21 protein-coding genes and 1 riboswitch are annotated in these 21,475 nt (G+C 69.1%); of the genes, 14 read left to right on the top strand and 7 right to left on the bottom strand.

Features of this window, described 5'->3' with window-relative positions; all coding sequences use genetic code 11:
- Nucleotides 1-184 precede the first annotated feature (184 nt).
- On the top strand, nt 185-1,672 hold the full coding sequence (locus QLQ12_RS29695) for an endo-1,4-beta-xylanase (RefSeq protein WP_282763881.1): 1,488 nt from the start codon (nt 185-187) through the stop codon (nt 1,670-1,672).
- A 276-nt stretch (nt 1,673-1,948) separates the two neighbouring features.
- Here the strand turns inward: QLQ12_RS29695 and QLQ12_RS29690 are convergent, their stop codons facing one another.
- Entirely contained in the window at nt 1,949-3,211 is a 1,263-nt protein-coding gene (locus QLQ12_RS29690) for a M20 metallopeptidase family protein (RefSeq protein WP_282763880.1), read from the bottom strand.
- A 278-nt stretch (nt 3,212-3,489) separates the two neighbouring features.
- On the opposite strand from QLQ12_RS29690, the gene QLQ12_RS29685 reads away from it, so the two are divergent.
- The 3 genes from QLQ12_RS29685 (at nt 3,490) to QLQ12_RS29675 (ending at nt 6,707) form a co-directional block, all read left to right on the top strand.
- The gene (locus QLQ12_RS29685; RefSeq protein ID WP_282763879.1) at nt 3,490-4,065 is read left to right on the top strand and encodes a TetR/AcrR family transcriptional regulator; all 576 of its coding nucleotides are present in this window, start codon (nt 3,490-3,492) and stop codon (nt 4,063-4,065) included.
- Nucleotides 4,049-5,584, top strand: a complete 1,536-nt coding sequence (locus QLQ12_RS29680; protein ID WP_282763878.1) for a nitrilase-related carbon-nitrogen hydrolase — start codon at nt 4,049-4,051, stop codon at nt 5,582-5,584. Before QLQ12_RS29685 ends, QLQ12_RS29680 begins: the two co-directional genes overlap by 17 nt.
- 175 nt (nt 5,585-5,759) lie before the next feature.
- Nucleotides 5,760-6,707, top strand: a complete 948-nt coding sequence (locus QLQ12_RS29675) for a hypothetical protein (protein ID WP_282763877.1) — start codon at nt 5,760-5,762, stop codon at nt 6,705-6,707.
- Nucleotides 6,708-6,886: 179 nt separating this feature from the next.
- Here the strand turns inward: QLQ12_RS29675 and QLQ12_RS29670 are convergent, their stop codons facing one another.
- Nucleotides 6,887-7,792, bottom strand: coding sequence for a LysR family transcriptional regulator (locus tag QLQ12_RS29670; protein WP_282763875.1), 906 nt, complete (start codon nt 7,790-7,792; stop codon nt 6,887-6,889).
- 77 nt (nt 7,793-7,869) lie between these two features.
- Between QLQ12_RS29670 and QLQ12_RS29665 the strand changes: the two genes are divergently transcribed.
- The 3 genes from QLQ12_RS29665 to QLQ12_RS47155 all read left to right on the top strand — a co-directional run bounded on the left by QLQ12_RS29665 (nt 7,870) and on the right by QLQ12_RS47155 (nt 10,174).
- Entirely contained in the window at nt 7,870-8,742 is an 873-nt protein-coding gene (locus QLQ12_RS29665; protein ID WP_282763874.1) for an NAD-dependent epimerase/dehydratase family protein, read from the top strand.
- Nucleotides 8,742-9,677: an aldo/keto reductase gene (locus QLQ12_RS29660; protein WP_282763873.1), complete on the top strand. Its 936-nt coding sequence runs from the start codon at nt 8,742-8,744 to the stop codon at nt 9,675-9,677. The genes QLQ12_RS29665 and QLQ12_RS29660 overlap by 1 nt, the downstream gene beginning before the upstream one ends.
- A gap of 71 nt (nt 9,678-9,748) precedes the next feature.
- Entirely contained in the window at nt 9,749-10,174 is a 426-nt protein-coding gene (locus QLQ12_RS47155; RefSeq protein WP_407651619.1) for a phosphotransferase-like protein, read from the top strand.
- Nucleotides 10,175-10,376: 202 nt separating this feature from the next.
- Here QLQ12_RS47155 and QLQ12_RS29650 read toward each other — a convergent pair whose 3' ends face one another.
- Nucleotides 10,377-11,360 (bottom strand): alpha/beta hydrolase, encoded by a 984-nt coding sequence (locus QLQ12_RS29650; protein WP_282763871.1) that lies wholly within the window; start codon nt 11,358-11,360, stop codon nt 10,377-10,379.
- A gap of 62 nt (nt 11,361-11,422) precedes the next feature.
- On the opposite strand from QLQ12_RS29650, the gene QLQ12_RS29645 reads away from it, so the two are divergent.
- The 4 genes from QLQ12_RS29645 (at nt 11,423) to QLQ12_RS29630 (ending at nt 16,277) form a co-directional block, all read left to right on the top strand.
- On the top strand, nt 11,423-11,977 hold the full coding sequence (locus QLQ12_RS29645; protein ID WP_282763870.1) for a TetR/AcrR family transcriptional regulator: 555 nt from the start codon (nt 11,423-11,425) through the stop codon (nt 11,975-11,977).
- 1,290 nt (nt 11,978-13,267) lie between these two features.
- On the top strand, nt 13,268-14,251 hold the full coding sequence (locus QLQ12_RS29640; protein WP_282763869.1) for a methyltransferase: 984 nt from the start codon (nt 13,268-13,270) through the stop codon (nt 14,249-14,251).
- 38 nt (nt 14,252-14,289) lie between these two features.
- Nucleotides 14,290-14,778: a MarR family winged helix-turn-helix transcriptional regulator gene (locus tag QLQ12_RS29635; RefSeq protein ID WP_282763868.1), complete on the top strand. Its 489-nt coding sequence runs from the start codon at nt 14,290-14,292 to the stop codon at nt 14,776-14,778.
- A 71-nt stretch (nt 14,779-14,849) separates the two neighbouring features.
- On the top strand, nt 14,850-16,277 hold the full coding sequence (locus QLQ12_RS29630) for an MFS transporter (RefSeq protein WP_282763867.1): 1,428 nt from the start codon (nt 14,850-14,852) through the stop codon (nt 16,275-16,277).
- A 60-nt stretch (nt 16,278-16,337) separates the two neighbouring features.
- Here the strand turns inward: QLQ12_RS29630 and QLQ12_RS29625 are convergent, their stop codons facing one another.
- On the bottom strand, nt 16,338-16,871 hold the full coding sequence (locus tag QLQ12_RS29625; protein WP_282763866.1) for a LysM peptidoglycan-binding domain-containing protein: 534 nt from the start codon (nt 16,869-16,871) through the stop codon (nt 16,338-16,340).
- Between the two features lie 45 nt (nt 16,872-16,916).
- A riboswitch (cyclic di-AMP (ydaO/yuaA leader) is annotated at nt 16,917-17,058 on the bottom strand.
- A gap of 223 nt (nt 17,059-17,281) precedes the next feature.
- A complete protein-coding gene (locus tag QLQ12_RS29620; RefSeq protein ID WP_282763865.1) occupies nt 17,282-18,217 on the bottom strand; it encodes a CPBP family intramembrane glutamic endopeptidase in 936 nt (311 codons plus the stop codon).
- A 108-nt stretch (nt 18,218-18,325) separates the two neighbouring features.
- Here QLQ12_RS29620 and QLQ12_RS29615 point away from each other — a divergent pair, with 108 nt between their 5' ends.
- Nucleotides 18,326-18,829: a GNAT family N-acetyltransferase gene (locus QLQ12_RS29615; RefSeq protein ID WP_282763864.1), complete on the top strand. Its 504-nt coding sequence runs from the start codon at nt 18,326-18,328 to the stop codon at nt 18,827-18,829.
- Nucleotides 18,830-18,841: 12 nt separating this feature from the next.
- Here the strand turns inward: QLQ12_RS29615 and QLQ12_RS29610 are convergent, their stop codons facing one another.
- Complete coding sequence (locus QLQ12_RS29610; protein WP_282763863.1) at nt 18,842-19,075, bottom strand: hypothetical protein; 234 nt, start codon at nt 19,073-19,075, stop codon at nt 18,842-18,844.
- 216 nt (nt 19,076-19,291) lie between these two features.
- On the opposite strand from QLQ12_RS29610, the gene QLQ12_RS29605 reads away from it, so the two are divergent.
- Both QLQ12_RS29605 and QLQ12_RS29600 read left to right on the top strand, forming a co-directional pair.
- A complete protein-coding gene (locus tag QLQ12_RS29605) occupies nt 19,292-19,531 on the top strand; it encodes a hypothetical protein (RefSeq protein ID WP_282763861.1) in 240 nt (79 codons plus the stop codon).
- Between the two features lie 28 nt (nt 19,532-19,559).
- Nucleotides 19,560-20,441, top strand: coding sequence for a helix-turn-helix domain-containing protein (locus tag QLQ12_RS29600; RefSeq protein ID WP_282763860.1), 882 nt, complete (start codon nt 19,560-19,562; stop codon nt 20,439-20,441).
- A gap of 62 nt (nt 20,442-20,503) precedes the next feature.
- On the opposite strand, the gene QLQ12_RS29595 is transcribed toward QLQ12_RS29600, so the two are convergent.
- Nucleotides 20,504-21,412, bottom strand: a complete 909-nt coding sequence (locus tag QLQ12_RS29595; protein WP_282763859.1) for an NADP-dependent oxidoreductase — start codon at nt 21,410-21,412, stop codon at nt 20,504-20,506.
- Nucleotides 21,413-21,475 lie beyond the last annotated feature (63 nt).

Here is a 21,475-nt window from a genome sequence, read left to right as displayed (position 1 = left end):
CGTCGGCATAGCGCCGCCGAAAGTTTCGGAATCTGGCCGAGATTTCCAGTGCTTCGCATGTTAACGTCTCGGTCACAGACTCATGACAATCGATGTCGCCGAGGGCTCGGCGCGCCGCCGCGGAGAGCACCAGGCTCCAGGGACCGCGCTGTGCCGGCCTTCGCGGCCGGGGAAGGAGATCCTCGTGAACATCCCTTCTGGCCGCGCCAGGTATCGGCCGGTGATCGCGGCGCTGGCCGCCGCGGTACTGGCCGGTGCCGGCGCGGTGGCCGTGGGCAAGGCTCCCGCCCTGGCTGCCGAGACCACTCTGCGCGCCGCGGCGGCGAAGGCCGGGCTCTTCTTCGGTGTCGCCGCCTCGCCGGGGCGGCTCAGCTCCATCGTCAGCCAGGAGTTCGGCCAGCTCACCCCCGAGAACGACATGAAACCGGACACGATCGCCACCTCCAGTGGAGGGCTGCGCAACACCGGGAACGCCGACACTCTGGTCAACTACGCCCAGACCAACAACATGCTGGTACGGGGCCACACGCTGGTCTGGCATTCGCAGGCGGGCCAGTTGCAGGGTGCGAGCCAGGCGACGCTCAACACGTTCATCGGTAACGCGCTCACCAGATGGGGCAGCCGGATCGCCTACTGGGACGTCGTCAACGAGGCGCTCGACGACAACAACAACGGCAGGCGCCGTACCCAGTGGCCGCACAGTCTGAGCCGGGACGCCAACGGGGACGGTGACTACTTCGACGCCGGTGACACCGACGTGATCCGCGATTCCTTCCGGCGGGCCAAAGAGGTCGTGCGGCAGAACAATCTGAACACGAAACTCTGCATCAACGACTACGACGTCGAGGGCCTGACGGTCAGCGGCGGCGCCCGCAACAACAAGGCCCAGGCTCTGTACGACATCGTCCGGGCGTACACGCAGGGCACGGAGCGTCTGATCGACTGCGTCGGTTTCCAGGCGCATTTCAACGACAATCCGAACAGTGTCATCACCGCTGACCTCCAGGCCAACATCCAGCGTTTCGCCGACCTGGGCGTCGAGGTGCACATCACCGAGCTGGACATCGACGACGACCTCAGCAACAACGACATCGGGCAGGGACAGGCGAACAACTACCGCAAGGTCGTACGCGCCTGCCTGAACGTCGCCCGGTGCACCGGCATCACCGTGTGGGGCATCGCCGACAGCGAGTCGTGGCGCTCCTCCGAGCGTGGCCTGCTCTTCACCGGCGGCAGCGGCAACTACCAGAAGAAGGCCGCCTACAGCGCCGTGCTCGACGAGCTCAACCAGGGCCGCTCCGGCGGGAACCCGAGTTCCCCGCCGGTGTCGGCGTCGGTGTCACCGTCCGCCTCCTCCTCCCCCAGCACGCCCACGGATCCGTCCCCGTGCTCCGCGACCGTGTCGCTCAACTCCTGGAGCGGCGGGTTCGTCGCGACCGTGCGGGTCACCGCCGGATCCTCGGCGATCAACGGGTGGCGGGTCACCGCGGGCCTGCCCACCGGCGCCGCCGTCACCAACCACTGGAGCGCCGAGCGCACCGGGACGAGCGGAACCGCGCAGTTCGCCAACGTCGGCTACAACGGCCGGATCGCCGTCGGACAGTCCACCGAGTTCGGCTTCCAGGGCACCGGCGCCGCCACCGGCACGACCCTCACCTGCACCGCCACGTGAGGTGAGCACGCGCTTCATCACGACGCGGTGCGCCTGGCATGCCTGCGCCGCCAGGATCGCCTTGCAGCACACCTCCGCCGTTCCTGCGACATAACACCGCCGAGCGACTGGGGGTGCAGGCCCGGGTACCACCCGCTTCGCCGGCGAGGCGGGCAGTACCCGGGCCAGGTGCGTCTCCGGTGGCCACAGCAGACAGGCCGCTGGGTCGACAAACGAACGGCCCCGGCCCAGAAGCGGTGGTCGGCAACAGCGCCGGGAAGCCAGCCGGGTGATCTGTCAGGCGAGGGTGCGGGTGAGTAGCCAGCCGGACATGGCCCGGACGCCGTGGCCGATGGCGCTCTCGTCCGGCTGGAAGGTGGCGAGGTGGGGATAGCTGGTCTCGATGCCGGTGTTCGGGGCCCGGACGCCGAGGAACGTGTAGGTGCCGGGGATCCGGTCCAGGAAGTGCGCGTAGTCCTCCCCGCTGAACGGGATCGCGGCGTGCAGCGGCACCACCCGCTCGGTGCCCAGCGTGCGCCGCAGATGCCGCTGCAGGAGCTGGCCCTCACGCCGTGGCGCGTGCATCGCCGGGAACGGGTCGGCCGGGAAGTCCACGGTGGCCGGGCCCACCGCCCGGGCGCGGCGCCGGATCTCGGCCCGCACCTGCGTGTAGCGGGGCTCCGGCCAGCACCGGGACGACACCCGCACGGTCGCGCCGATGGCCTGGGCCTGCACGAAGACGAAGCGGGCCAGGGTTCCACCGGGGGTCTGCAGGTCGGCCAGCAACAGCTCCAGGTCGACGGGACCGGCCGGGCGCTTCACCGTACTCATGCCGTTGATGCTCTTGGCCAACCGCTGAGCGCGCGCCGGGGCGTCGGCGCCGGTGAGGATGATCTGTCCCTTGTCCTGGCCGGGCAGGCCGATGCCGGCGATCGTCGCGAACCGGCCAACCGGGAACGGACCGCAGTGAAGCGCGTGGATCTCGCTTGGCCGCGTGGCCGTGAGGACGCCGTCGGCGATCATCGCGGCGGCGCCGGTCAGGCTCTCCTCGGCCGGCTGGAACAGGAACACCACCCGGCCGGACAGCCGCTCCCGCAGCCGGGTCAGCACCTCGGCGATCCCCACCCCGATCGTGGTGTGGATGTCGTGACCGCACAGGTGGGACGGGCCGGTGGCGCCGCCGGCCCCGTCGTCCGGGCCGACCGCGTCCATGTCCGCCCGGTACGCCACCGTCCGGCCCGGACGGGCTCCGGTCAGGACACCGACAACACCGTGCCCGCCGACACCGGTCGTGACGTCCAGCCCCGCCGCCCGCAGGCGCGCCGCCACCACCCCGGCGGTCCGCCGCTCCTGACCGGAGAGCTCCGGATGGGCGTGCAGGTCGCGTCGCAGCGCGATGAGCGCGCCGTCCAGCCGGGCGGCCTCCCGCTCCACGGCCAGGGCCCCCCGGTCGGTCGCCGAGGCCGCCTCGGTCGACGTGAGCCACGCCCCCGCTGTCGCCGCGACCGCTCCACCGAGAATGGCGCGCCGGCTGATCACTTGACCCTCTGAGATTCGCACTGTTCCTCCCCCGCCTTGTTCGACGTGGTTCAGCCTTTCGCGATTCGCACCCGGGCACCATGGAACAGACTCCCGGCCGATGGTGGTGCCAGCCCCACCCAGCCGGCCCACCCCGGGAACGCCCGCCGCCGGCCGCGCCGGAAGCAGTTCGATGCCCCCATGGCGGGGCACGGTAGACACGGTCGAGGGCCTGGTGCTCGCCGGTCAGGCCCAGCACGACGTGTGTCATCAGAACCGGCGGGTCTACACCGTAGACATCGGCCGTCTACAGTGTAGACATGAGCGACACGGCGACGCGGTTGGCGGCGATAGCGCGCCACATCTTGGTCACTGAGGGTGCGGGCGCGGTGTCCATGCGACGGGTGGCCGCGGCAGCCGGACTGACCCCCATGTCGATCTACCGGCACTTCGAGAACCGAGACGCACTGTTGAAGCACGTAGCGGACGAATGCTTCGCCGAGATCGGGCGCCGCTGGGCACAGCGTCCGCGCTCCGGCGAATTGGAGCAGGGGATAGCGGAGCTGTTGGACGACCACCTCGACTTTGCCTTCGGTCAACCGCGTTTGTACGACTTCGTCTTCACGGAGCCACGCGACGGGGCCCGTCGATGGCCCGACGAGTTCCGCGACGGTGGTTCACCGTCGCTCAGCCTCGCGGCCGATGTCCTTCGCGGCGGCATCACCCGCGGCGAACTACGGGACGACGACGAATGGGAGTTGGCGTTGATGTTCGCCGCCATGCTTCACGGCCTGATCCAGATGTACCGCGGCGGACGAATCGGTCTGCCCGAAGATGATCTCCGATCGCTGTGCCACCGGCTGGTGGAGAGGATGCTCAATGGCTTTCGTGTCTGAGACAGCGGCGCCCTCGACGTTGTCGGAGGACGCCCCTCGCCGCAATGGCCCACTCCGCTGGGTGCTGGCCTGCGTGATCGCATCGGCGGTCCTGCTGTGGCTCGGCACCGGGCTGGCGCCCGTACCGTGGTTGACCTGGCTCGCGCCGCTGCCGGTGGTGGCCATGTCCAGCCACGTTCGCGCTCGTACCGCCGCGTCCGCGGCCTTCGTCGCGTGGCTTGCCGGGTCACTCAACATGTGGACGTACTTCCACAGTGACCTCCAGATGCCGGCCACCGTCGTGGCCGCGTTCCTTGTCACCCAGGCCCTCGTCTTCGTCGGCGTGGTGACGCTGTTCCGGGCGCTCGTCGTACGCGGACGGATCCTCACGGCGGTGTTGTGCGCGCCGGCGGCCTGGTCCGGCACGGAGTACCTCTTGTCGCTGGTGTCGCCGGGCGGCACGTTCGCCAGCCTCGCGTACACGCAGGCTGAGGTGCTGCCCGTGGTCCAGCTGACGGCGGTGACCGGCATCTGGGGAATCAGCTTCCTGCTGATGGCCGCCCCGATCCTGATGGCCGCACTGCTCGCGCCCGGAACCGCCCGCCAGGGCGGCCCACGGCTGCGCGTGGCCGCGGTGGCGGTGAGCCTGGCGGCGCTCACGCTCGGATACGGCACGTGGCACCTGTGGACCCCCGACGCCGGGCAGCCGCTGACGATCGGCCTGATCGACGTACGGCAGTCCGAAGATTCCTTGCCGGTGGCCTCGCCCGAGGCTCGCCGGGTGCTCGACATCTACCTGCGCGAACTGCCAGCCCTGGCGGCGGCCGGCGCCCAGATCGCTGTCCTGCCGGAGAAGGTACTGAAAGCGTCGCCGGCCGACCTGGTCGAGCTGGAGCGTCAGCTCACCCGGGCCGCCGCTGACAACCAGATGACCATCGTGGTCGGTGTCACCGTCAAGGACACCGCCAGCGTACGGAATGCGGCGTTGGCCTACGCCGCCGGCTCCGTCGTCCGGTACGAGAAGCAGCACCTCGTCTCCGGCTGGGAGGACCACATGACCCCGGGAGCGACGTTGACCCTCTTGCCCGCCACCACGGCGGGACTCGCGATCTGCAAGGACATGGACCATCCTCAGCTCGTGCGCAGCTACCACGGCCACGGCGCGGACCTCCTGCTCGTACCCGCGCTCGACGTCGACCGCGACGGTTGGCTGCACAGCCGGATCGCCGTCGTCCGCGGGATCGAGAACGGCGTGGTCGTGGCGCGCGCCGCGGGCCACGGCCGGCTCACCGCGTCCGACGCCTCGGGTCGGATCCTCACCGACATCGCGACCGGCGGGACCGATGTCACCGCCGCGACGGTGACAGTTCGACCGGATCGGGGCGCGACGCTGTACAGCCAGCTCGGCGACTGGTTCGCCTGGCTCTGCCTCGCGCTGACGGCCGTGGCGGTCTCGCTGCGATTCGGCACGAGGAGAAAGAACCGGCCGGCCGCACACCCGGAATCGGGTACGAACCTGTCGCAGTCTGCCGTCGGCTGACATCCCACCGTTCACGGTTGACCTGGAGCTGCATAGCGTCGATGATGCCGACCTGTCCAGCCCCGAACTCGCAGGGAATCGAGCTGGGTAGAATGACCGTCATGGCATACGGGAAGGGCTGTTCCAGCCCCATGCGGTGAAAGCGTCGATGGCGCCGGCGGCAGGTGTGGGTGCCGTGACGGCGGCACAGGCGGAGCAGGACGGCGCTGCACTCGCGCGGCGGCTTGCACTACTACGACTACCTGTCCTGCCGCTGCAGCAGGCAGGCGTGCTGCGTGCCACGGCCCCTGGTGATTGGTCACCTGATCCGGACGCGGTCGGCGTCGGGCCTGACGGTGATCTCTTGGCAGTCTGGAGCGCGTACGGCGAGCGGCGCCGATACGGCCGCCGGCTCGTTGCCACCGATAGCGGTGCACGGCAGACCGTGCTCGAAGCCGCGGTCCGGCCGACGCATGTGCAGCCGTTGCCCGGCGGGCGGATCCTGCTGGTCAACAGCCGGATGCGGGGCCGCTGGCCGAACGCGCAGATCTGGACCGCCAGCGGCGTGTTGGAGCGTAGCGGCCGCCTCGGCGACGCGATCCAGCATGTGCTGACGACGCCGGCGGGCCGGATCTGGGTCGGATACTTCGACGAGGCCCTGTTCGGGCCAGGCGAGCTGTCCCAGCACATGCTCGTCTGCTACGACGACCAGCTCGAAGCCACGTGGCGGTATCCGCGCACCGGAGAACTGCCGCTGATCTACGACTGCTACGCACTCAATGTGGACGGCGAAGACGCCGTCGTGTGCTTCCTCGGCACGGACATGGGCATCTTTCACCTGGTGTCAGTCCGTGCGGGTATCACGACCGACCATGGGACGTCTCCGGTCTCCGGAGTTCACGGTCTGCTGGTCAACGGCGTCAACGCGCTGCTCGTCGGTGGATACCCACCGGACTTCGACGTGCTCACCCCGGTCATGCTCGGAACGGGTGCGTCCGCGAGCGGCGGCGAGCTTCGCCGTCTCACCCGACCCGACGGCCGCGAAGTCTGGCATGCACGACGCTTCTGCCGCGGGCGCGTGCTGTACGTGTTCGAGCACACGACCTGCGCCATCACGACCATGGACACCCCGCCCACGCTGTGAGCCGCCTTCTGTCGCGAATATTCGCGGGCACAGTCCGTTGCTACCGGCAACATGCTCATCGGCCGGCACCCGCCGTAGTCGCCCTAAGCGGAATGAAGGGTTCGGTTCGACAGTGGACCCCACGGCTCCGGAGTTGCCGTGTCCGGCCGACGGCGCGCGTGGCGATCTCCGACGCCGCCTCACCGGGCTCGTCCGGGACCACGCTCGGTCAGCAACCTCAAGAGCAGGACGAGATGCGGTGCGGCGGCGGCACGACGGGTGGTGACCGCCGCGACATGCCGGACCAGACGGTGCGGGCCCAGCTCCACGACCGCCAGGTCCGCCGACTCGTCCAAGGCGACCCGTGGAATCAGCGACACCCCGACCCCGGCCCGTACCAGGGCCTGGGCGAAGAAGTAGTCGGTGGTGGCGGCGGCCACGTCCAGTTCCATACCGACGCGTGCGGCGTACCGTCGCAGGTGGTCCTCGGTCTTGAGACAACCCAGCACCCAGCGCTCATCGACGAGTTCGGACAGGTCCAGCCGATTCCGGCCGGACAGCGGGTGCGTGCGTGGCAGGACCGCGTACATCGGGTCCTCCTCCAGCGGAGCCCAGATCAGCCGCCGCTGATCCGCCGAGGTCAGTGGCTGCGGCTCGCCGAGGGTGTAGGTCAGCGCCACGTCGACCGAACCGTCGCGGACCAGCGGCAGGCTGTGTTCCGGTTCACGTTCCAGCACGGTGAGCTCCAGCTCCGGGTGCACGGCGACCAATCGGGTCAGCGCGGCCGGGAGCAACGCCCGTCCACCGCTGCCGAACGTGGCGATCCGCAACGGCGTGCGCCCGTGGGTGAGCCGGTCGATGCGCTGCCGGGTGGCGGTCAGCTCGGCGGCGACCACCTCGGCGGCTTCGACCAGCAGCCGGCCGGCCTGGGTCAGGGTCACTCCCCGCGCGGTACGGGTCACCACCACCGTGCCGATGCTGCGCTCCAGGGCGGCGATCTGTTGTGAGACGGCCGAGGGGGTGAGGCGCAGAGTGGCCGCGGCCCGGCTGAAACTCCCCTCCAGGGAGACCTGATGCAGGATCCGCAACCGGCCGGTGTCAATCATGAGCGTTAAGCCCTCCTTAAACCGTCACCAGTAGATCATTACTTCTGCTACAGGGCCCACGGCGGCATGCTCGGGTCGTGGAAGTTCTGATCATCGGGGGAAGCCGGTACTTCGGACGCCGGCTCGTTCAGTTGCTGCACACGGCCGGGGACCAGGTCACCGTCCTGAATCGGGGGTCGCACACTCCCCCGGCCGGGATCGGTCACCTGGTCGCCGACCGCGACGACGAGGCGGCCATGCGGGCCGCGCTCGCCGGGCGGGAGTTCGACGTGGTGCTCGACCAGGTCTGCTACACACCACGGCAGGCCGAGATCAGCCGCCGGGTCGTCTCCGGGCGGGTCGGCCGGTACGTGATGACCTCGACCGTCGAGGTCTACTTCCCGCTCCAGGGTGCCGAGCCCGCACTCGTGGAGACCCTGGCCGAGCCGTCCGCCCGACCGGTCGAACCGGATGCCACCGCCGGGGACTACGGGGAAGGCAAACGTCAGGCCGAGGCGGTGTTCAGCCGGGATCCCGACTTCGACTACGTGCCGGTACGTCTCGCCCACGTCCTCGGCGGCGGCCCGGCCGACTTCACCGGCCGCCTGGCGCACTATGTGTCACGCATCCGCGGTGCCGAGCCGGTGGCCGTACACCGGCAACCCACGCCGGCCTCCTTCATCCGTGACGTGGAGGCGGCCGAGGTACTGGCCTGGGCCGCCGGCGCCACGGTGACCGGCCCGCTCAACGCGGCCTCCGACGGAGCCTATGACGTGCTGACTCTGTGCGAGGCGATCGGTGCCCGCGTCGGCCGGGAGCCGCGTTTCCACACCGTCGCGGACGACGAGACAGCCTCGCCGTTCTCCTTCCCGGCGTCCCGGCCGATGGATACCACCCGGGCCGTGCGGCACGGGTTCACGTTCAGCGCGGTACGACAGTGGCTGCCCGACGTGATCGACGAGGTGAGCTGATGCGGCTGCGACAGGTGGGCCGCCGGTGGGTGAGCGCGGTAGGGCTGGGCGCGATGCCGCTGTCGATCGAGGGACGGCCCGACGAGGCACGCGCCATGGCGACGGTGCGGGCCGCCGTCGACGCCGGAGTGACCCTGATCGACACCGCTGACTCCTACCACTGGCACGCCGGCGAGGCCGGGCACAACGAACAGCTGGTCGCGAAAGCACTGACCGGCGTGACCGGCGTGCTGGTCGCCACCAAGGGCGGGCGGGGCCGGCCGGGCGACGGCTCGTGGACCGTAAACGGGCGACCCGACCATCTGATCCGCGCCTGTGAGGCATCCCTGCGCCGGCTCGGCACCGACCGTATCGGCCTCTACCAATTGCACAAACCGGACCCGGCGGTGCCGTGGGTCGACTCGGTCGGCGCGCTGCGTACCCTGCTCGACGCCGGAAAGGTCGAGGCGGTGGGCCTGTCGAACGTGACGTGCGCGCAGGTGGAAGAGGCGCGCGAAATCCTGGGCGCGGACCTCGTCTCGGTGCAGAACCGGTTCTCTCCCGCGGCCCGTGAGCATGCTCCGGTACTGGCCCTATGCACCCGGCTCGGGCTCGCGTTCCTGCCGTGGAGCCCGCTCGGCGGGCTGTCTCGGAGTTCCTTGGACGGCCACTCACCGCTGGACGAGGCGCACCCCCGGTTCGCCGCCGTGGCAGGGGCGCGTGGAGTGAGCCCGCAGCGGGTCGGCCTCGCCTGGCTGCTGGCCTTGTCGCCGGTGGTGGTGCCCATTCCGGGAGCGAGTCGCCCGGAGAGCATCCGGGATTCGGCCGCCGCGGCGGACCTGACACTTGACGTCTCCGAGCTGGAGTTTCTCTCGTACGGCAGGGACACTCCCGTCGGCGGCAGCGACGAGGGCGGGGCGGAGCCCCGGCTGGCTTCTTGTGGTAGGCCTCGGTAACGACGTGTCGGCTGCTAAGCCAGGGCCGGCTCGTCGCGGACGGTGAGGGTGACCTTCTGCCCGGTCACCGCATGCTCCCGCCCCGGAGCGACGACGGCGGCCCGTTCGACTGGTGGCATCAGGTACGTCCCCGCTTCTTCGCCGGCTTCCATCGGTGTCTGCCCGCTTTCGCGGTGACGGGCAATGACCTGATCGTTGAGCACGTTATCGAGTTCCGTAGCTGGCGAACCGATCTGGCCGTCCTGCTGGCAGACCTGGACGTGTTCCTGGTCGGGGTGCACTGCGCTTCCGACGAACTGGATCGCCGCGAACGCATCCGGGGTGACCGTCGTACCGGCGAGGGACGCGCGCACGTCGAGCTCAACGGTATCCATACCTTCGGCCCGTACGACTTCGAGATCGACACCACCGCCGGGGTCAACACCCAGGCGATCAACTCGTTCCTATCGGCGTGGCGGCGCCGAGCACATGTTGGTGTACTTGGGCGATCTACCTAAAGTCAGTGACAGACCAGGCGGATCACGGCAAATGAGGACGCCCCGTCAGCCCTGCGGCGAGCCATAGGCTGACCTCGTGGAACAGCCCGGCCCAAATTCGTCGCCGCCTTCATGCGTAGTGTCGCCGTGCTTGCCCTGGATCCCGACGCGCAGATTGCTTGGCTCGGGGAGAAGGGCTCCCCGCTGGTGGACGAGCTGGCGCTCAATGCTCTGCCGGCAGTGCCGAGCGCGTTTCGGAACCCAGGTGGCGGCGCATGAAGGTAAGGATCTCACGGCGTGCGGGGCGGGCGGCCGGGATCAGGCCGGGCAGACTGAGGAACGCGTGGATGGCTCTGGGGTAGCAGGTCAGATGCGCATCGGCGCCGTCCATGCGGAGCCGTTCGACATATCGCCGTCCATGATCTTCCAGGGGATCCAGGGCGCCCGCGACGACCAGTGTGGGCGGCAGATCCGTCAAGCTAGAGAACTTCAGCGGGGACACGGTTTCCGGGTGGAGGTGGGGTGGCATGCTCAGCCTGCGTCCTGCGCGTAACTGGGACAAGGAAAGCCCGGGGTTGCCGGCGTTCCTGGCGACCGAAGGATGGTCGGTCATGGTCTCGCTCCAGTCCGTGCACGGACAGGTCAGTACCTGGGCGCGAAGCGGCGGGCCCTCCTTGCGGGCGCGCAGCGCGACGAGTGTGGCGAGCGTGCCGCCCGCGCTCTCACCGAGGACCGCCACGGCCGCGGGATCGATGCCCCAGCCGAAAGGGTCGCCGACAAGTCGCAGGAGCGTGTCGTAGCCGTCCGCCACCGAATCGAGCAACGAGTGCTCCGGAGCAAGGCGGTACTCGACCGACACCACCACGGCCGGGCAGCGAGCCGCGAGGTGGCTGTTGAGCCAGTCATTCTGTGCAGCGGTGCCCACGATGAAGCTTCCGCCGTGGAACGACAGGATCAACGGCAGATTCGAGCTGGCGATCTTGGGGCGGTGCACCCGCAGCTTCAGGCGGCGCCCCGGGAGGTCGATCGGGTATTCCTCCAGGTCGGCACGCCCGTCGGGCAGGCCTGTGACGATCCGTGCGGCGCGAGACGATCGTATGCGATTGGCCCTCTCCCGCGCGGTGACCACCTGGTCGGCCGTGAGCGCTTCCCAGTCGAGGGTGTCCGTGAGCATGATGCGGGCGCGCAGCGAGGCTTGGGCTTTCATGGGGTCCTCCCGGGATGATTACGCTACTACTGGTAGCGTAATGGGTACGATAGCTTGTTCAGGTGCAGGCCTCCACCCCAACCACCGCCGGGCGTCCCCGCTCGGACGTGAATGTGACTGTCTTCGCGGCTACATTGCGCACAATTCACGAGTTGGGCTATACGGGCGCAACGATGGATCGGATCGCGGCGGCGGCGGGGGTCGCGAAAACGACGCTCTACCGGCGATGGCCGTCGAAGGGTGCGCTGATCACCGACTGTCTTCTTGACGCGTTCGGCCCGGTGCCGCTAAGCGGCTCTAACCGGAACGACGTCATATCGTCGGCCATCCGCTGGATCGCGGACAAGATCAGTGAACCCGGGGCAGGCGCGGCCTTCGCCGGCGTGTTCAGCGACGCCATCAACGATCCGGCCCTGCGTGGAATCCTGGCTACACGGTTCCAGGAGCCATACCGGCTGGCACTCCGGGACGCGCTGGGCGAGCCGGACGATCGAGTCCTGCTCCTCATCGATGTCGTCACCGGAACACTGCTCCATCGGATGGGCATGACCGGCGAGCCAATGGCCGAGGCGGACATCGCCACGCTGACCGACATGATCCTCAATGCGTTGCGCTGACTGCGCCGGCTGGGCCTGCATCTCCGCTCAAATCCATGAAGCCGCGGAACGCACTGCTTTCGACTGGTTTTGTCGGTGACAGCTGTCCTTTGCCATCGAACTATGCCCATGTCAATCACGGACGTTCGACGCGAGATTCTTGCCATTCAACTTTGTCCGCGTCAGTTCGATCTCGTTCGGATCGTCCTCTTCAGGTACGCTCCGAAGGGGGCTCTGCTTGGCGCTCGCACTCTGCGCGCCGCTCGGGCGTCATGCGTCGCTGGCCTTGCTGGGCTGTGATGGCGCCTTCCCCCAAGGCTTAGCCTTGACCGACCCAGCTGATCCACGGGGGCGCCGGGACGGGAAGTGGCCGAGCTGCGGCAGCGGACGATCGAGCACGACGCCACCGTCGAGCCGACGAGGTCGCGATGGCGCGGGCCGGCCGTCGGGCTGGTCCTCGTCGTGATCGTCCTGGCCACCGGCGTGCGAACGGTGGTCGTGGGAGCGGTGTGGCCACGGACGGCGATCACCTCCCGCAACGTCTCGGCCTGCCCGGCACTGGAGGCCCCGGGACCTGGAGCGCTACTGGCCGGAGAATACCCGCCAGCTGAGCAAGGACCAGGATTTCGGCTACGGCTCCTGGGAGCACGCTGGATGCATGTGGGTGCGGAAGGTCGTCCTCGACAAAGTGGGGCCATTCGAAACGATCGGACTGACCGCCAGGCGTTATGAACCGGACTCGGAGCAGAGCGCCGTCACCGCGGCGACCCATGAGATCGACGAGGAAGAGCAGCACTCGGACTACCCGTACGTTTTGGTGTCGGGAATCGGAGACGAGGCGTACTTCGTCTCCGCCCCCTCCCGTGTTCTCCTGGCGGCCCGCAAGGCCAACGTCATCATCTTCGTCCCGGTGCGGCCCAGCAAGCTGGACGGGCGCTCACGGCCGCGGCGGTCCCGCCGGTCACCGCGAGCGCCAGCCCGAGGGCGGCGGCTACGGCCCGGCGTTTGCGTTTGGCGATCACTCGAACTCCAAGGGGAACGGGCAGGATGAGGAACGGGACGCTGGGAGCGCTCCCATCGATAGTATTTAATCTTTCGGAAACGAGAACAACCCTTTGGCGGGCGCCGTCTTTTCACTCACCGCGCCACGGCGCTTCGCGGACTTCCGGGGTACGCGAGGACGGCACCCGCCGCCGGCGGGTCGAACGAGAGTGCCGCCTTACGGATTTCGCACGGTCTGACGCCGGGCTGACCGGCGGGCCCCACGGCGCTAGGTTGCCGGGTATGACAGCGAGTCCATATGAGACGGTCATGGGGTTCATCGTGGGGCCGTGGCTGGCCCAGGCCGTTCGCGCGGCCGTCGATCTGTCGCTGGCCGAGCACCTGGCGAACGGGCCACGGACGGCTTCCGAGATCGCCGAGGCCGAGGGCGCGGACCCGGAGGCGACGGCACGCTTTCTGCGTGCCTGCGCCTCGATGGGGCTGGTCGCGTACGCGGAGAAGGGATTCACCGGCACCGAGCTGCTGGCCGTGCTGCACCGCGACGCGCCGATGTCGCTGCGGGACCTGGCCGCGTCCCAGTCCAGCGCGTGCCTGTGGCTGACGTGGGCGCGCATCCCCGAGGCGGTCCGCAGCGGCGAGGCGCAGAGCACGCAGGCTCTCGGCATGCCGTTCTTCGACTACCTGGCCGCGCACCCCGATGAGGGCGCGCTCTTCGGCGCCGCGATGACCAGCATGTCCGCGCCGGTCATCCGGGACGCGGTCGAGGTGATCGACATCGGTGACGCCACCACGGTGGTCGACGTCGGCGGCGCGCACGGCTCCTTCGCCCTGGCCATGCTGGCGAAACATCCCGGCATCGAGGCGATCGTGCTCGATCTGCCGCACGCGCTGCCCGGCGCGCGGGCGGCTGCCGTGGAGCGCGGCCTCGACGACCGCTTCACCGCGGTGGCCGGCGACTTCTTCAAGGAGGTTCCGCAGGGCGACATCATGCTTCTGAAATTCATCCTGCACGACTGGTCCGACGACGACGGCGTGCGCATCCTGTCGAACTGCCGCGACGCCCTGCGCCCGGGCGGCCGCATCGTGATCACCGAGATCGTCATCGACGATCACGCCCCGGGCATCGCGCCGCTGATGGACATCTCCATGCTCGCCTGCACCGGCAGCCGCGAACGCACCCTGGCCGAATTCGACGACCTGCTGACCCGGGCCGGCCTGCGCCGCACCGCGAGCACTCCGGTGGAGCCGCCCTACGTCGTGATCGAGGCGACCGCCGCAGCGGTCGGAAAGTAGCGGATTATCCGGAGTGAAACGAAAGCTACGCTGGACCCATGACTGCGATGGCGCCCACCCGAACCGAGACGGACCTGTCGTTCCTGCTGGATCACACCAGCCACGTGCTGCGCACGCGAATGGCGGCGGCGCTGGCCGAGATCGGCCTGACGGCGCGGATGCACTGCGTCCTGGTGCACGCGCTGGAGGAGGAGCGGACGCAGATTCAGCTCGCCGAACTGGGTGACATGGACAAGACGACCATGGTGGTCACGGTCGACGCCCTGGAGAAGGCGGGCTACGCACAGCGGCGCCCGTCCAGCACGGACCGCCGGGCGCGGATCATCGCGGTGACCGCGGAGGGCGCCGAGGTGGCGAGACGCAGTCAGGCGATCGTCGACGGCGTGCACCGGGACGCGCTGGCGGCGATGCCCGCCGACGAGCGTGAGGTGCTGGTGAGAGCCCTGAACCGGCTCGCCACGGGGCACCTGGCGAAGCCCTTGGAGGGCGCGCAGCCGGCGCGGCGGCCCCGCGAGCGAGCAAAGTAGGTCGAACAAAGAACGTCTGCAACGGGACTATCTGCTAGGGTCCTTCCTATCGGCTTCGATGGGGAGGAACCATGCTGTACTCACGCTGGACCGCGCTCGGCGTACTGTCGGCTGCCGGGCTGATGACCATCCTGGACGGCAGCATCGTCACTGTGGCGATGCCGGCGATCCAGCAGGACGTCGGCTTCTCGCCGGCCGGGCTGAGCTGGATGGTGAACGCCTATCTGATCCCGTTCGGTGGCCTGCTGCTGCTCGCCGGGCGGCTCGGCGACCTCGTCGGCCGCCGCGCCATGTTCCTCGCCGGGACCGTCGTCTTCACCGGCGCGTCCCTGCTCGCCGGGTTGGCCACCGGCCCGGGCACCCTGATCGCCGCCCGGTTCCTCCAGGGGATCGGCAGCGCGATGGCGTCCGCCGTGGTGCTGGGCATCCTGGTGACGCTCTTCACCGACCCGGGCGAGCGTGGCCGGGCGATCGCGATCTTCAGCTTCACCGGGGCCGCCGGAGCGTCCATCGGGCAGGTGCTCGGCGGGGTGCTCACCGACGCCCTGAGCTGGCCCTGGATCTTCTTCATCAACGTGCCGATCGGGATCGCCACGGTCGCGCTGGCACTCCGGGCACTCCCCCGCGATCGCGGGGCGGGGCTGTCCGCCGGCGCGGACGTCATCGGGGCCGCTCTGGTCACCTCGGGGCTGATGCTGGGCATCTACACGGTCGTCAAAGTCGAGGAGCACGGGTGGACGGCGGCGCACACTCTCGGCCTGGGCGCGGTGTCGCTGGCCCTGCTCGCGGGATTCGTGACGCGGCAGGCGACCGCCGCCGCTCCGCTGATGCCGCTGCGGATCCTGCGGTCGCGCACCGTGGCCGGCGCCAACCTGGCGCAGATGCTGGCGCTGTCGGGGATGTTCGCCTTCCAGGTGCTGGTCGCGCTCTACATGCAGAAGGTGCTGGGGTACGGCGCACTCGAGACCGGGCTGGCGATGCTTCCGGCGGCGGTGGGCATCGGCGCGGTCTCGCTGTTCGTGTCGGCGCGGCTCAGCGCCCGGTTCGGCGCCCGGACCGTGCTGCTCGCCGGGCTGGCGATGCTGATCGCGGCGATGGGGCTGCTCAGCCGGATCCCGGTGCGGGCCGGCTACGTCATCGACCTCCTGCCGGTGATGTTGCTGATCTCCGGTGGCGGGCTGGTGCTGCCGGCGTTGGCCACACTCGCCATGTCGGGCGCGAAGGAGAGTGACGCCGGGCTCGCCTCCGGGCTGTTCAACACGACACAGCAGGTCGGGATGGCGATCGGGGTGGCGGTGCTCTCCACCTTGGCGGCGTCCCGCACCGGGGAGTCGCTCGCGGCGGGGCTGGCGGAAGCCGAGGCGCTGACCGGCGGGTACCGGCTGGCGTTCATGACCTCGGGCGGGTTGCTGGTCGCCGGGTTCCTGGTGGCGCTGTCGGTGCTCCGGCAGCCCGCCGCCGCGGACCGGGCCGCAGCGGCGGAGACCACCTCAGCGTGACCGGAATGGAGGGACCGCGTCCGGACGCGGTCCCTCCGTTCCACAGCAGAGGGGTACGGGTCAGAGCCGGATCCGCTGCCCCGTGAAGATCATGCTGGGGCTCTTCACCGTCTTCTTGTTGAGCGCGAAGAGCGTACGCCAACCGCCCTTGACGTGGTGTTTCTTGGCGATCGAAGCGAGCGTGTCGCCGGGGCGGACCACGTAGGTCTTACCGCTCGCCTTCTTGGCCACCGCCGACTTCTTAGCCGTCGCCTTCTTGGCCGCCTTCTTCGCCGTCGTCGCCTTGTAGACGCCGGCCTTCTTTCCGCAAGTCGGCCAGGGGCTCAGGCCGCGCTTGCTGTAGAGCTTGTTGGCGATCGCGATCTGCTCGGCCTTGCTGGCCTTGTCCGCGGTGGGGGCGTACTTCCCGCCGCCGTTCGCCTTCCACGTGCTGCGGCTGAACTGCAGGCCGCCGTGGTACCCGTTACCGGTGTTGATGTGCCAGCGGCCGCCGGATTCACACTTGGCGACCACATCCCAGTTGACCTGCTTGGCGGCCTGCGCCGGGCTCGCGGGGCCGAGCAGAACGCCGGCTCCGGTCACACCGGCGGTCACCAGACAGAGGGCAAGGCGCGTTCGTCTACCGATCCGAGACATGGATGATCCTCCACGCCTACGAGGTGAGCTGTCGGGTTCGGGCAGAGTGGCCCGGCCGTTTCATGCACGGCTTCACCCCGAGGCGCGCCGTCCGGCGCGCCGAAAAATTGGGTCCCCCGCTCCTGCCATGGATTCGTGTCCGAGAGCGGCGGCAGGACTCGGCGGTCCACCCTCGGTGCCCGCTTTGGCGGGACGGCCCGACGGTAACCACGTCGATGGGCCGAGGACCAAGCTCAGAGCCCCAGATAGTGACGTTCTTCTCAGTATTTGCCCTATTTGATCTTTATAACGTCAGGGAATTCCCGACTCTACGGTTATTACCCCTTTTAGACGATGATCGTCCCGACCGGACGCCCAAATCGGGTGTCTCATCGTGCGCCGGCCACGAGGTCGTAGGAGGCGATCGGCGTGGCGGACGGAAGGGCGCGGCGGCGCGCCAACCACACGATCACCAGACCGAAACCGATCAGTACGGGGGCGTCCGCCACGGCGAGCTGCCAGGGCATGTCCGCGGCCGTCTCCTCCACGGTCAACTGACCGTAGGCCGCGGCCACCACCATCGTCACCAGGTTGTTCACCACGTGCAGCGCGATCGCCGCCTCCAGCCCGCCGGTGCGCACCGTCACCCAGCCCGCGACCACACCGAACAACAGCAGGTCGGCGAACCCGAACGGGGTCCCCCAGCCGTGCAGCGCCGCGAACACCGCCGCCTGCGCCACGATCGGCAGCCACGGACCGCGGAACCAGACACCGAGACCCTGCAACAGCCAGCCCCGGCACAGGTACTCCTCGGCGGCGGCCTGGAACGGCACCACCAGGACCAGCACCGCGGCCGATGTCAGGAACGGGCCCCAGCCTGCCAGCGGATCGCCGAGACCCGCGTCCACCCCGGTCGCCTCGGACAGCAGCAGTCCGCCGCTGAGGAACAGCAGGATCGCCACCAGCGCGACCGGCAGACAGATCAGCAGCCAGCGCCACCGCAGCGCGCCGGTGACCGAGGAGATCGTTCCGACCGGGCGCCGCTGAATCCAGATGACCGCCACCAGGATCAGCGGCAGCACCAGGGCGATCGCCACGAAACCGAGCGCCGTGTCGGTCAGCGCGCCGAAGGTGGGAATACCGTCCGGGCCGTCGGGGCGGCCCGCCATCCAGGCGGCCCCGCTGCTCACACCCACCAGGCCGATCATCATGACGAGGGCCGCCACGACGAGGAACAGCGTGCCGAGGACGGGGCGCCACCAGCGGTGAACGGGGGTGCGGGCGAGACGGTGGTAAGGACTGCCGGGGGGCGGCGACATCAGCATGCCCTGAAGTCTGCTCGTCGACGGCCACCCGCGGATCTGGCCGCAGCCGGATCCGCATCCCTAACCTGCGATATAGACGGTCCGTCCTCCTCCTGCAGAATGGTGATCATGGAACCGCCCGAGATGATCAATGCCGGCGAGCTCGTGCTGAAGCGCTGGGAACCGGAGTGGGCCGGGGAACTCAGCGCCGCCGTCCACGAGTCGCTGGCCGAGTTGCAGCCGTGGATGCCGTGGGCCACCGACGACTACGGGCCGGCCGAGGCCCGTGCGTACGCCGAACAATCGGTGGAGAACTGGGCGCGGGGCACCGAGTTCAACTACGCCGTGTTCACCACCGTCGGCGAACTCATCGGAGCGATCGGCCTGATGACACGGATGGGACCGGGCATCCTGGAGATCGGCTACTGGACGCGTACGCCCTACGCGGGCCGGGGCCACATGACGGCCGCGGTGAAGGCGCTGACCCGCGTCGCGGTGACCCTGCCGGGTATCGACCGGATCACGATCCGGCACAAGCCCGCCAACGGCGCTTCCGCCGCGGTCGCCGCCAAGGCCGGCTTCACCGAAACCGCCCGCGACGGCGACCACGTCATCCGCGACTTCCGGCCCTGAGAGGCACCGGCCTCACTTCACGCCGACATAGTGGGCGATCGTCAGGGACAGTCCGACAGCCCCGGCGAACGCGGCGCCGCCGGTGAGAATGGCGTCGGGAATGTTGTTGCCGGCCGCGTGGGACAGCAATCCGGCGACGACGCTGATGACGCCGGCGGCAACCAGCGCTAGCAGGATCGCCATCCGATGGCGCGAGGAGGGAGGGACCGGCGTTCCCGGTCTCTCACCCAGGTCTTTTTCGATCATGGAAGCCACCACCAAAGGGCATCGGGAAGACTACCCACAGTGTCTATTCACGGCCGGTGAATTGCGACGTCTATTCACTTGGCGAGAAAGGATCTCATATCGATGACTGGCGGCTAGGTCGCAGTTAGGTAAGATGCAAGCTGCCAGGTAGCTGGCGGAGGCCTGCAATCCGGCGTTTCGACTTTACAAGCGGGAAGGCGTGAATATGCTCCCCCCATGAATCAATCTGAGGAGCAAGCCGAGCGGTCGCGGTTGACGCCACTACGCGTAGTAGCAAACCAGTGCACGTCGGGCGTCTGCCCCACGGTGTACGTGACTGGTTCGGGCACCGTGCTGGTGCAAGGCTTCACCGTTCCGGCAGAACGCGCCGGCGTGACCGTTGGTGACGGTGAGACCCTGGTGGAGGTTCCTATCGAGCTACTCGCCGAGGCGGTCCAGAACCTCTCCCCAGCCTGACCCCGCAGAGACGTCGAAGGGGGCCGACGTGGCACACACACCCGGCCCTCCCGACGACGAAGAGGAAGCGGTCGGCGCGACTCTGGCGCGGATGCGGCACGCCAGCGGACTCACCGGAGCGGAACTCGCCGAGCGGGTGGGTATGAGCCAGCCCAAGATCTCACGTATCGAACGCGGACTGGGCCGGCCTGATCCGAAAGACATCGGCATCATCGCCCGGGCGCTCGGCGCGGGCGCGGAGTTGGCGCTGCAACTGTCCGAACGCGCGGAACAAATGCAGGACCGCATGACCGACTGGCGGCCTCCCGTGACCGGTTTCGCCGGTCAGCAGCGGTCGCTGACCCATTGGGAATCCACCGCGACAATCTTGCGGGTCTTCGAGCCCGCCTTGGTGCCCGGACTACTGCAGACGAGCGGATACGCGAAAAGCGTCTTCCGGGAATTCCGGGGTCTCATCGATCCCACCACCGACGACCTCACGGAACAGGAGTTGCTGGCCGCGGTGTCAGCACGGGTCAAACGACAGGTAGCTCTCGCGGACCGAAGTAAATCTTTCCGGTTCGTCGTCGGCGAGTCCGTGCTCAGGCCCCGGAAGTATCCCTTGGTGGAGATGCTGACCCAGATCAGCCACCTTCGTGACGTCCTCGCTCGTCATGCCAATGTGAGCATCGCCCTGCTCCGCGACGACGCGCCGGTCATCCCGCCGTTGCACGGGTTCGAGTTGCTGGACGACCGGCTCGTCGTCGTCGATCTCTACAACACCGGGCTCATCTCTCGCAGCCGCAAGGACGTCGACACCTATCGACGATTGTTCGACACCTACGCGGCTCACGCCGTCGACATCGCGCCCGTCCTGGACGAGTATCAGAACGTCTACATCGACATGCTGCGGACTTCGCCCGCCTCATGAAGCGGCGAACTCAGACAGGTGATGTCCACTCACGGCTGATTCCTCGTGTTCCCGCCCTGCCGTCAGGGACGTAGGAGGAGTTTGCCGCGGGTGTGGCCGGAGGCGCTCCGGGAGTGGGCGTGCGCGGCGTCGGCCAAGGGGAACGTCTGGGCCACCTCGAGGCGCAGCATGCCGGCCGTGGCCAGGCGCGCGTGTTCGGCCAGCCCGTCCGGGGTGCGGTCGCCGTTGGCGGAGAAGTGGATGCCCAGCTCCTGGGCGGCCACCGCGTCGGCGATCGTGATGATGCGGTCGGTGGCGCCGCCGAGCAGCTCGACGGACGGCGGCAGCGCGCCCTGCCCGGCGGCGTCGAAGACCGCGTCGACGCCCTGCGGGGCTGCCGCCCGGACCCGGTCGGCGAGGCCTTCACCGTACGCGACCGGGACGACGCCCAGGGACCGCAGGTAGTCGTGGTTGGCGGGTGACGCCGTACCGATGACGGTCGCGCCGCGGGCGGTCGCGAGCTGGACGGCGACGCCGCCGACCGCCCCCGCCGCGGCGTGCACCAGGACGGTCTCGCCGTCCTTGACCCCGAGCAGGTCCAGGACACGCTGGGCGGTCTCGCCGGCCACCGGGAGTGAGGCCGCCTCCTCCCAGCTCAGCGCGGCGGGCTTGCGAGCGACGACGGTGGCCAGCGCAAACTCGGCGTAGGCGCCGGTGTCGGTGAACCCGAACACCTCGTCGCCGGGGGCCAGGGCGGTGACGTTCGCGCCGACCGCGTCGACGACTCCGGCGGCCTCCAGGCCGGGGATCGCGGGAAACGTGGTCGGGAACACTCGCTCCAGCCAGCCGTTGCGGATCTTGTAGTCGAGCGGGTTGACGCCGGCCGCCACCACCCGCAGCCGGATCTGATCGGGCCCGGGAGCCGGCGCCTCCACCTCGGTGTGCCGCAGCACCTCGGGACCGCCGAACCGTTCGAAGACGATCGCCTTCATGGTCGCCACCTTTCTCGTGGATCGTTCGGCGTCCAGACTGCGGCGGGCGGACGCGGTTGTGGA

This window comes from Actinoplanes sandaracinus (genome assembly GCF_030009775.1).
In the GTDB taxonomy this organism is placed as follows: Bacteria; Actinomycetota; Actinomycetes; order Mycobacteriales; family Micromonosporaceae; genus Actinoplanes; species Actinoplanes sandaracinus.
The sequence above is the reverse complement of the archived record's forward strand: the minus strand, read 5'-3'. Positions and strand labels throughout refer to the sequence as shown.

Coding starts and splice junctions, on each gene's coding strand:
- QLQ12_RS29680 (WP_282763878.1), top strand. CDS start 4,049: ATGGCTTTCGTGTCTGAGACAGCGGCGCCCTCGACGTTGTCGGAGGAC.
- QLQ12_RS29685 (WP_282763879.1), top strand. CDS start 3,490: ATGAGCGACACGGCGACGCGGTTGGCGGCGATAGCGCGCCACATCTTG.
- QLQ12_RS29650 (WP_282763871.1), bottom strand. CDS start 11,360: ATGAAAGCCCAAGCCTCGCTGCGCGCCCGCATCATGCTCACGGACACC.
- QLQ12_RS29595 (WP_282763859.1), bottom strand. CDS start 21,412: ATGAAGGCGATCGTCTTCGAACGGTTCGGCGGTCCCGAGGTGCTGCGG.
- QLQ12_RS29670 (WP_282763875.1), bottom strand. CDS start 7,792: ATGATTGACACCGGCCGGTTGCGGATCCTGCATCAGGTCTCCCTGGAG.
- QLQ12_RS29660 (WP_282763873.1), top strand. CDS start 8,742: ATGCGGCTGCGACAGGTGGGCCGCCGGTGGGTGAGCGCGGTAGGGCTG.
- QLQ12_RS29620 (WP_282763865.1), bottom strand. CDS start 18,217: ATGCTGATGTCGCCGCCCCCCGGCAGTCCTTACCACCGTCTCGCCCGC.
- QLQ12_RS29635 (WP_282763868.1), top strand. CDS start 14,290: ATGACTGCGATGGCGCCCACCCGAACCGAGACGGACCTGTCGTTCCTG.
- QLQ12_RS29630 (WP_282763867.1), top strand. CDS start 14,850: ATGCTGTACTCACGCTGGACCGCGCTCGGCGTACTGTCGGCTGCCGGG.
- QLQ12_RS29610 (WP_282763863.1), bottom strand. CDS start 19,075: ATGATCGAAAAAGACCTGGGTGAGAGACCGGGAACGCCGGTCCCTCCC.
- QLQ12_RS47155 (WP_407651619.1), top strand. CDS start 9,749: ATGCTCCCGCCCCGGAGCGACGACGGCGGCCCGTTCGACTGGTGGCAT.
- QLQ12_RS29615 (WP_282763864.1), top strand. CDS start 18,326: ATGGAACCGCCCGAGATGATCAATGCCGGCGAGCTCGTGCTGAAGCGC.
- QLQ12_RS29605 (WP_282763861.1), top strand. CDS start 19,292: ATGAATCAATCTGAGGAGCAAGCCGAGCGGTCGCGGTTGACGCCACTA.
- QLQ12_RS29640 (WP_282763869.1), top strand. CDS start 13,268: ATGGGGTTCATCGTGGGGCCGTGGCTGGCCCAGGCCGTTCGCGCGGCC.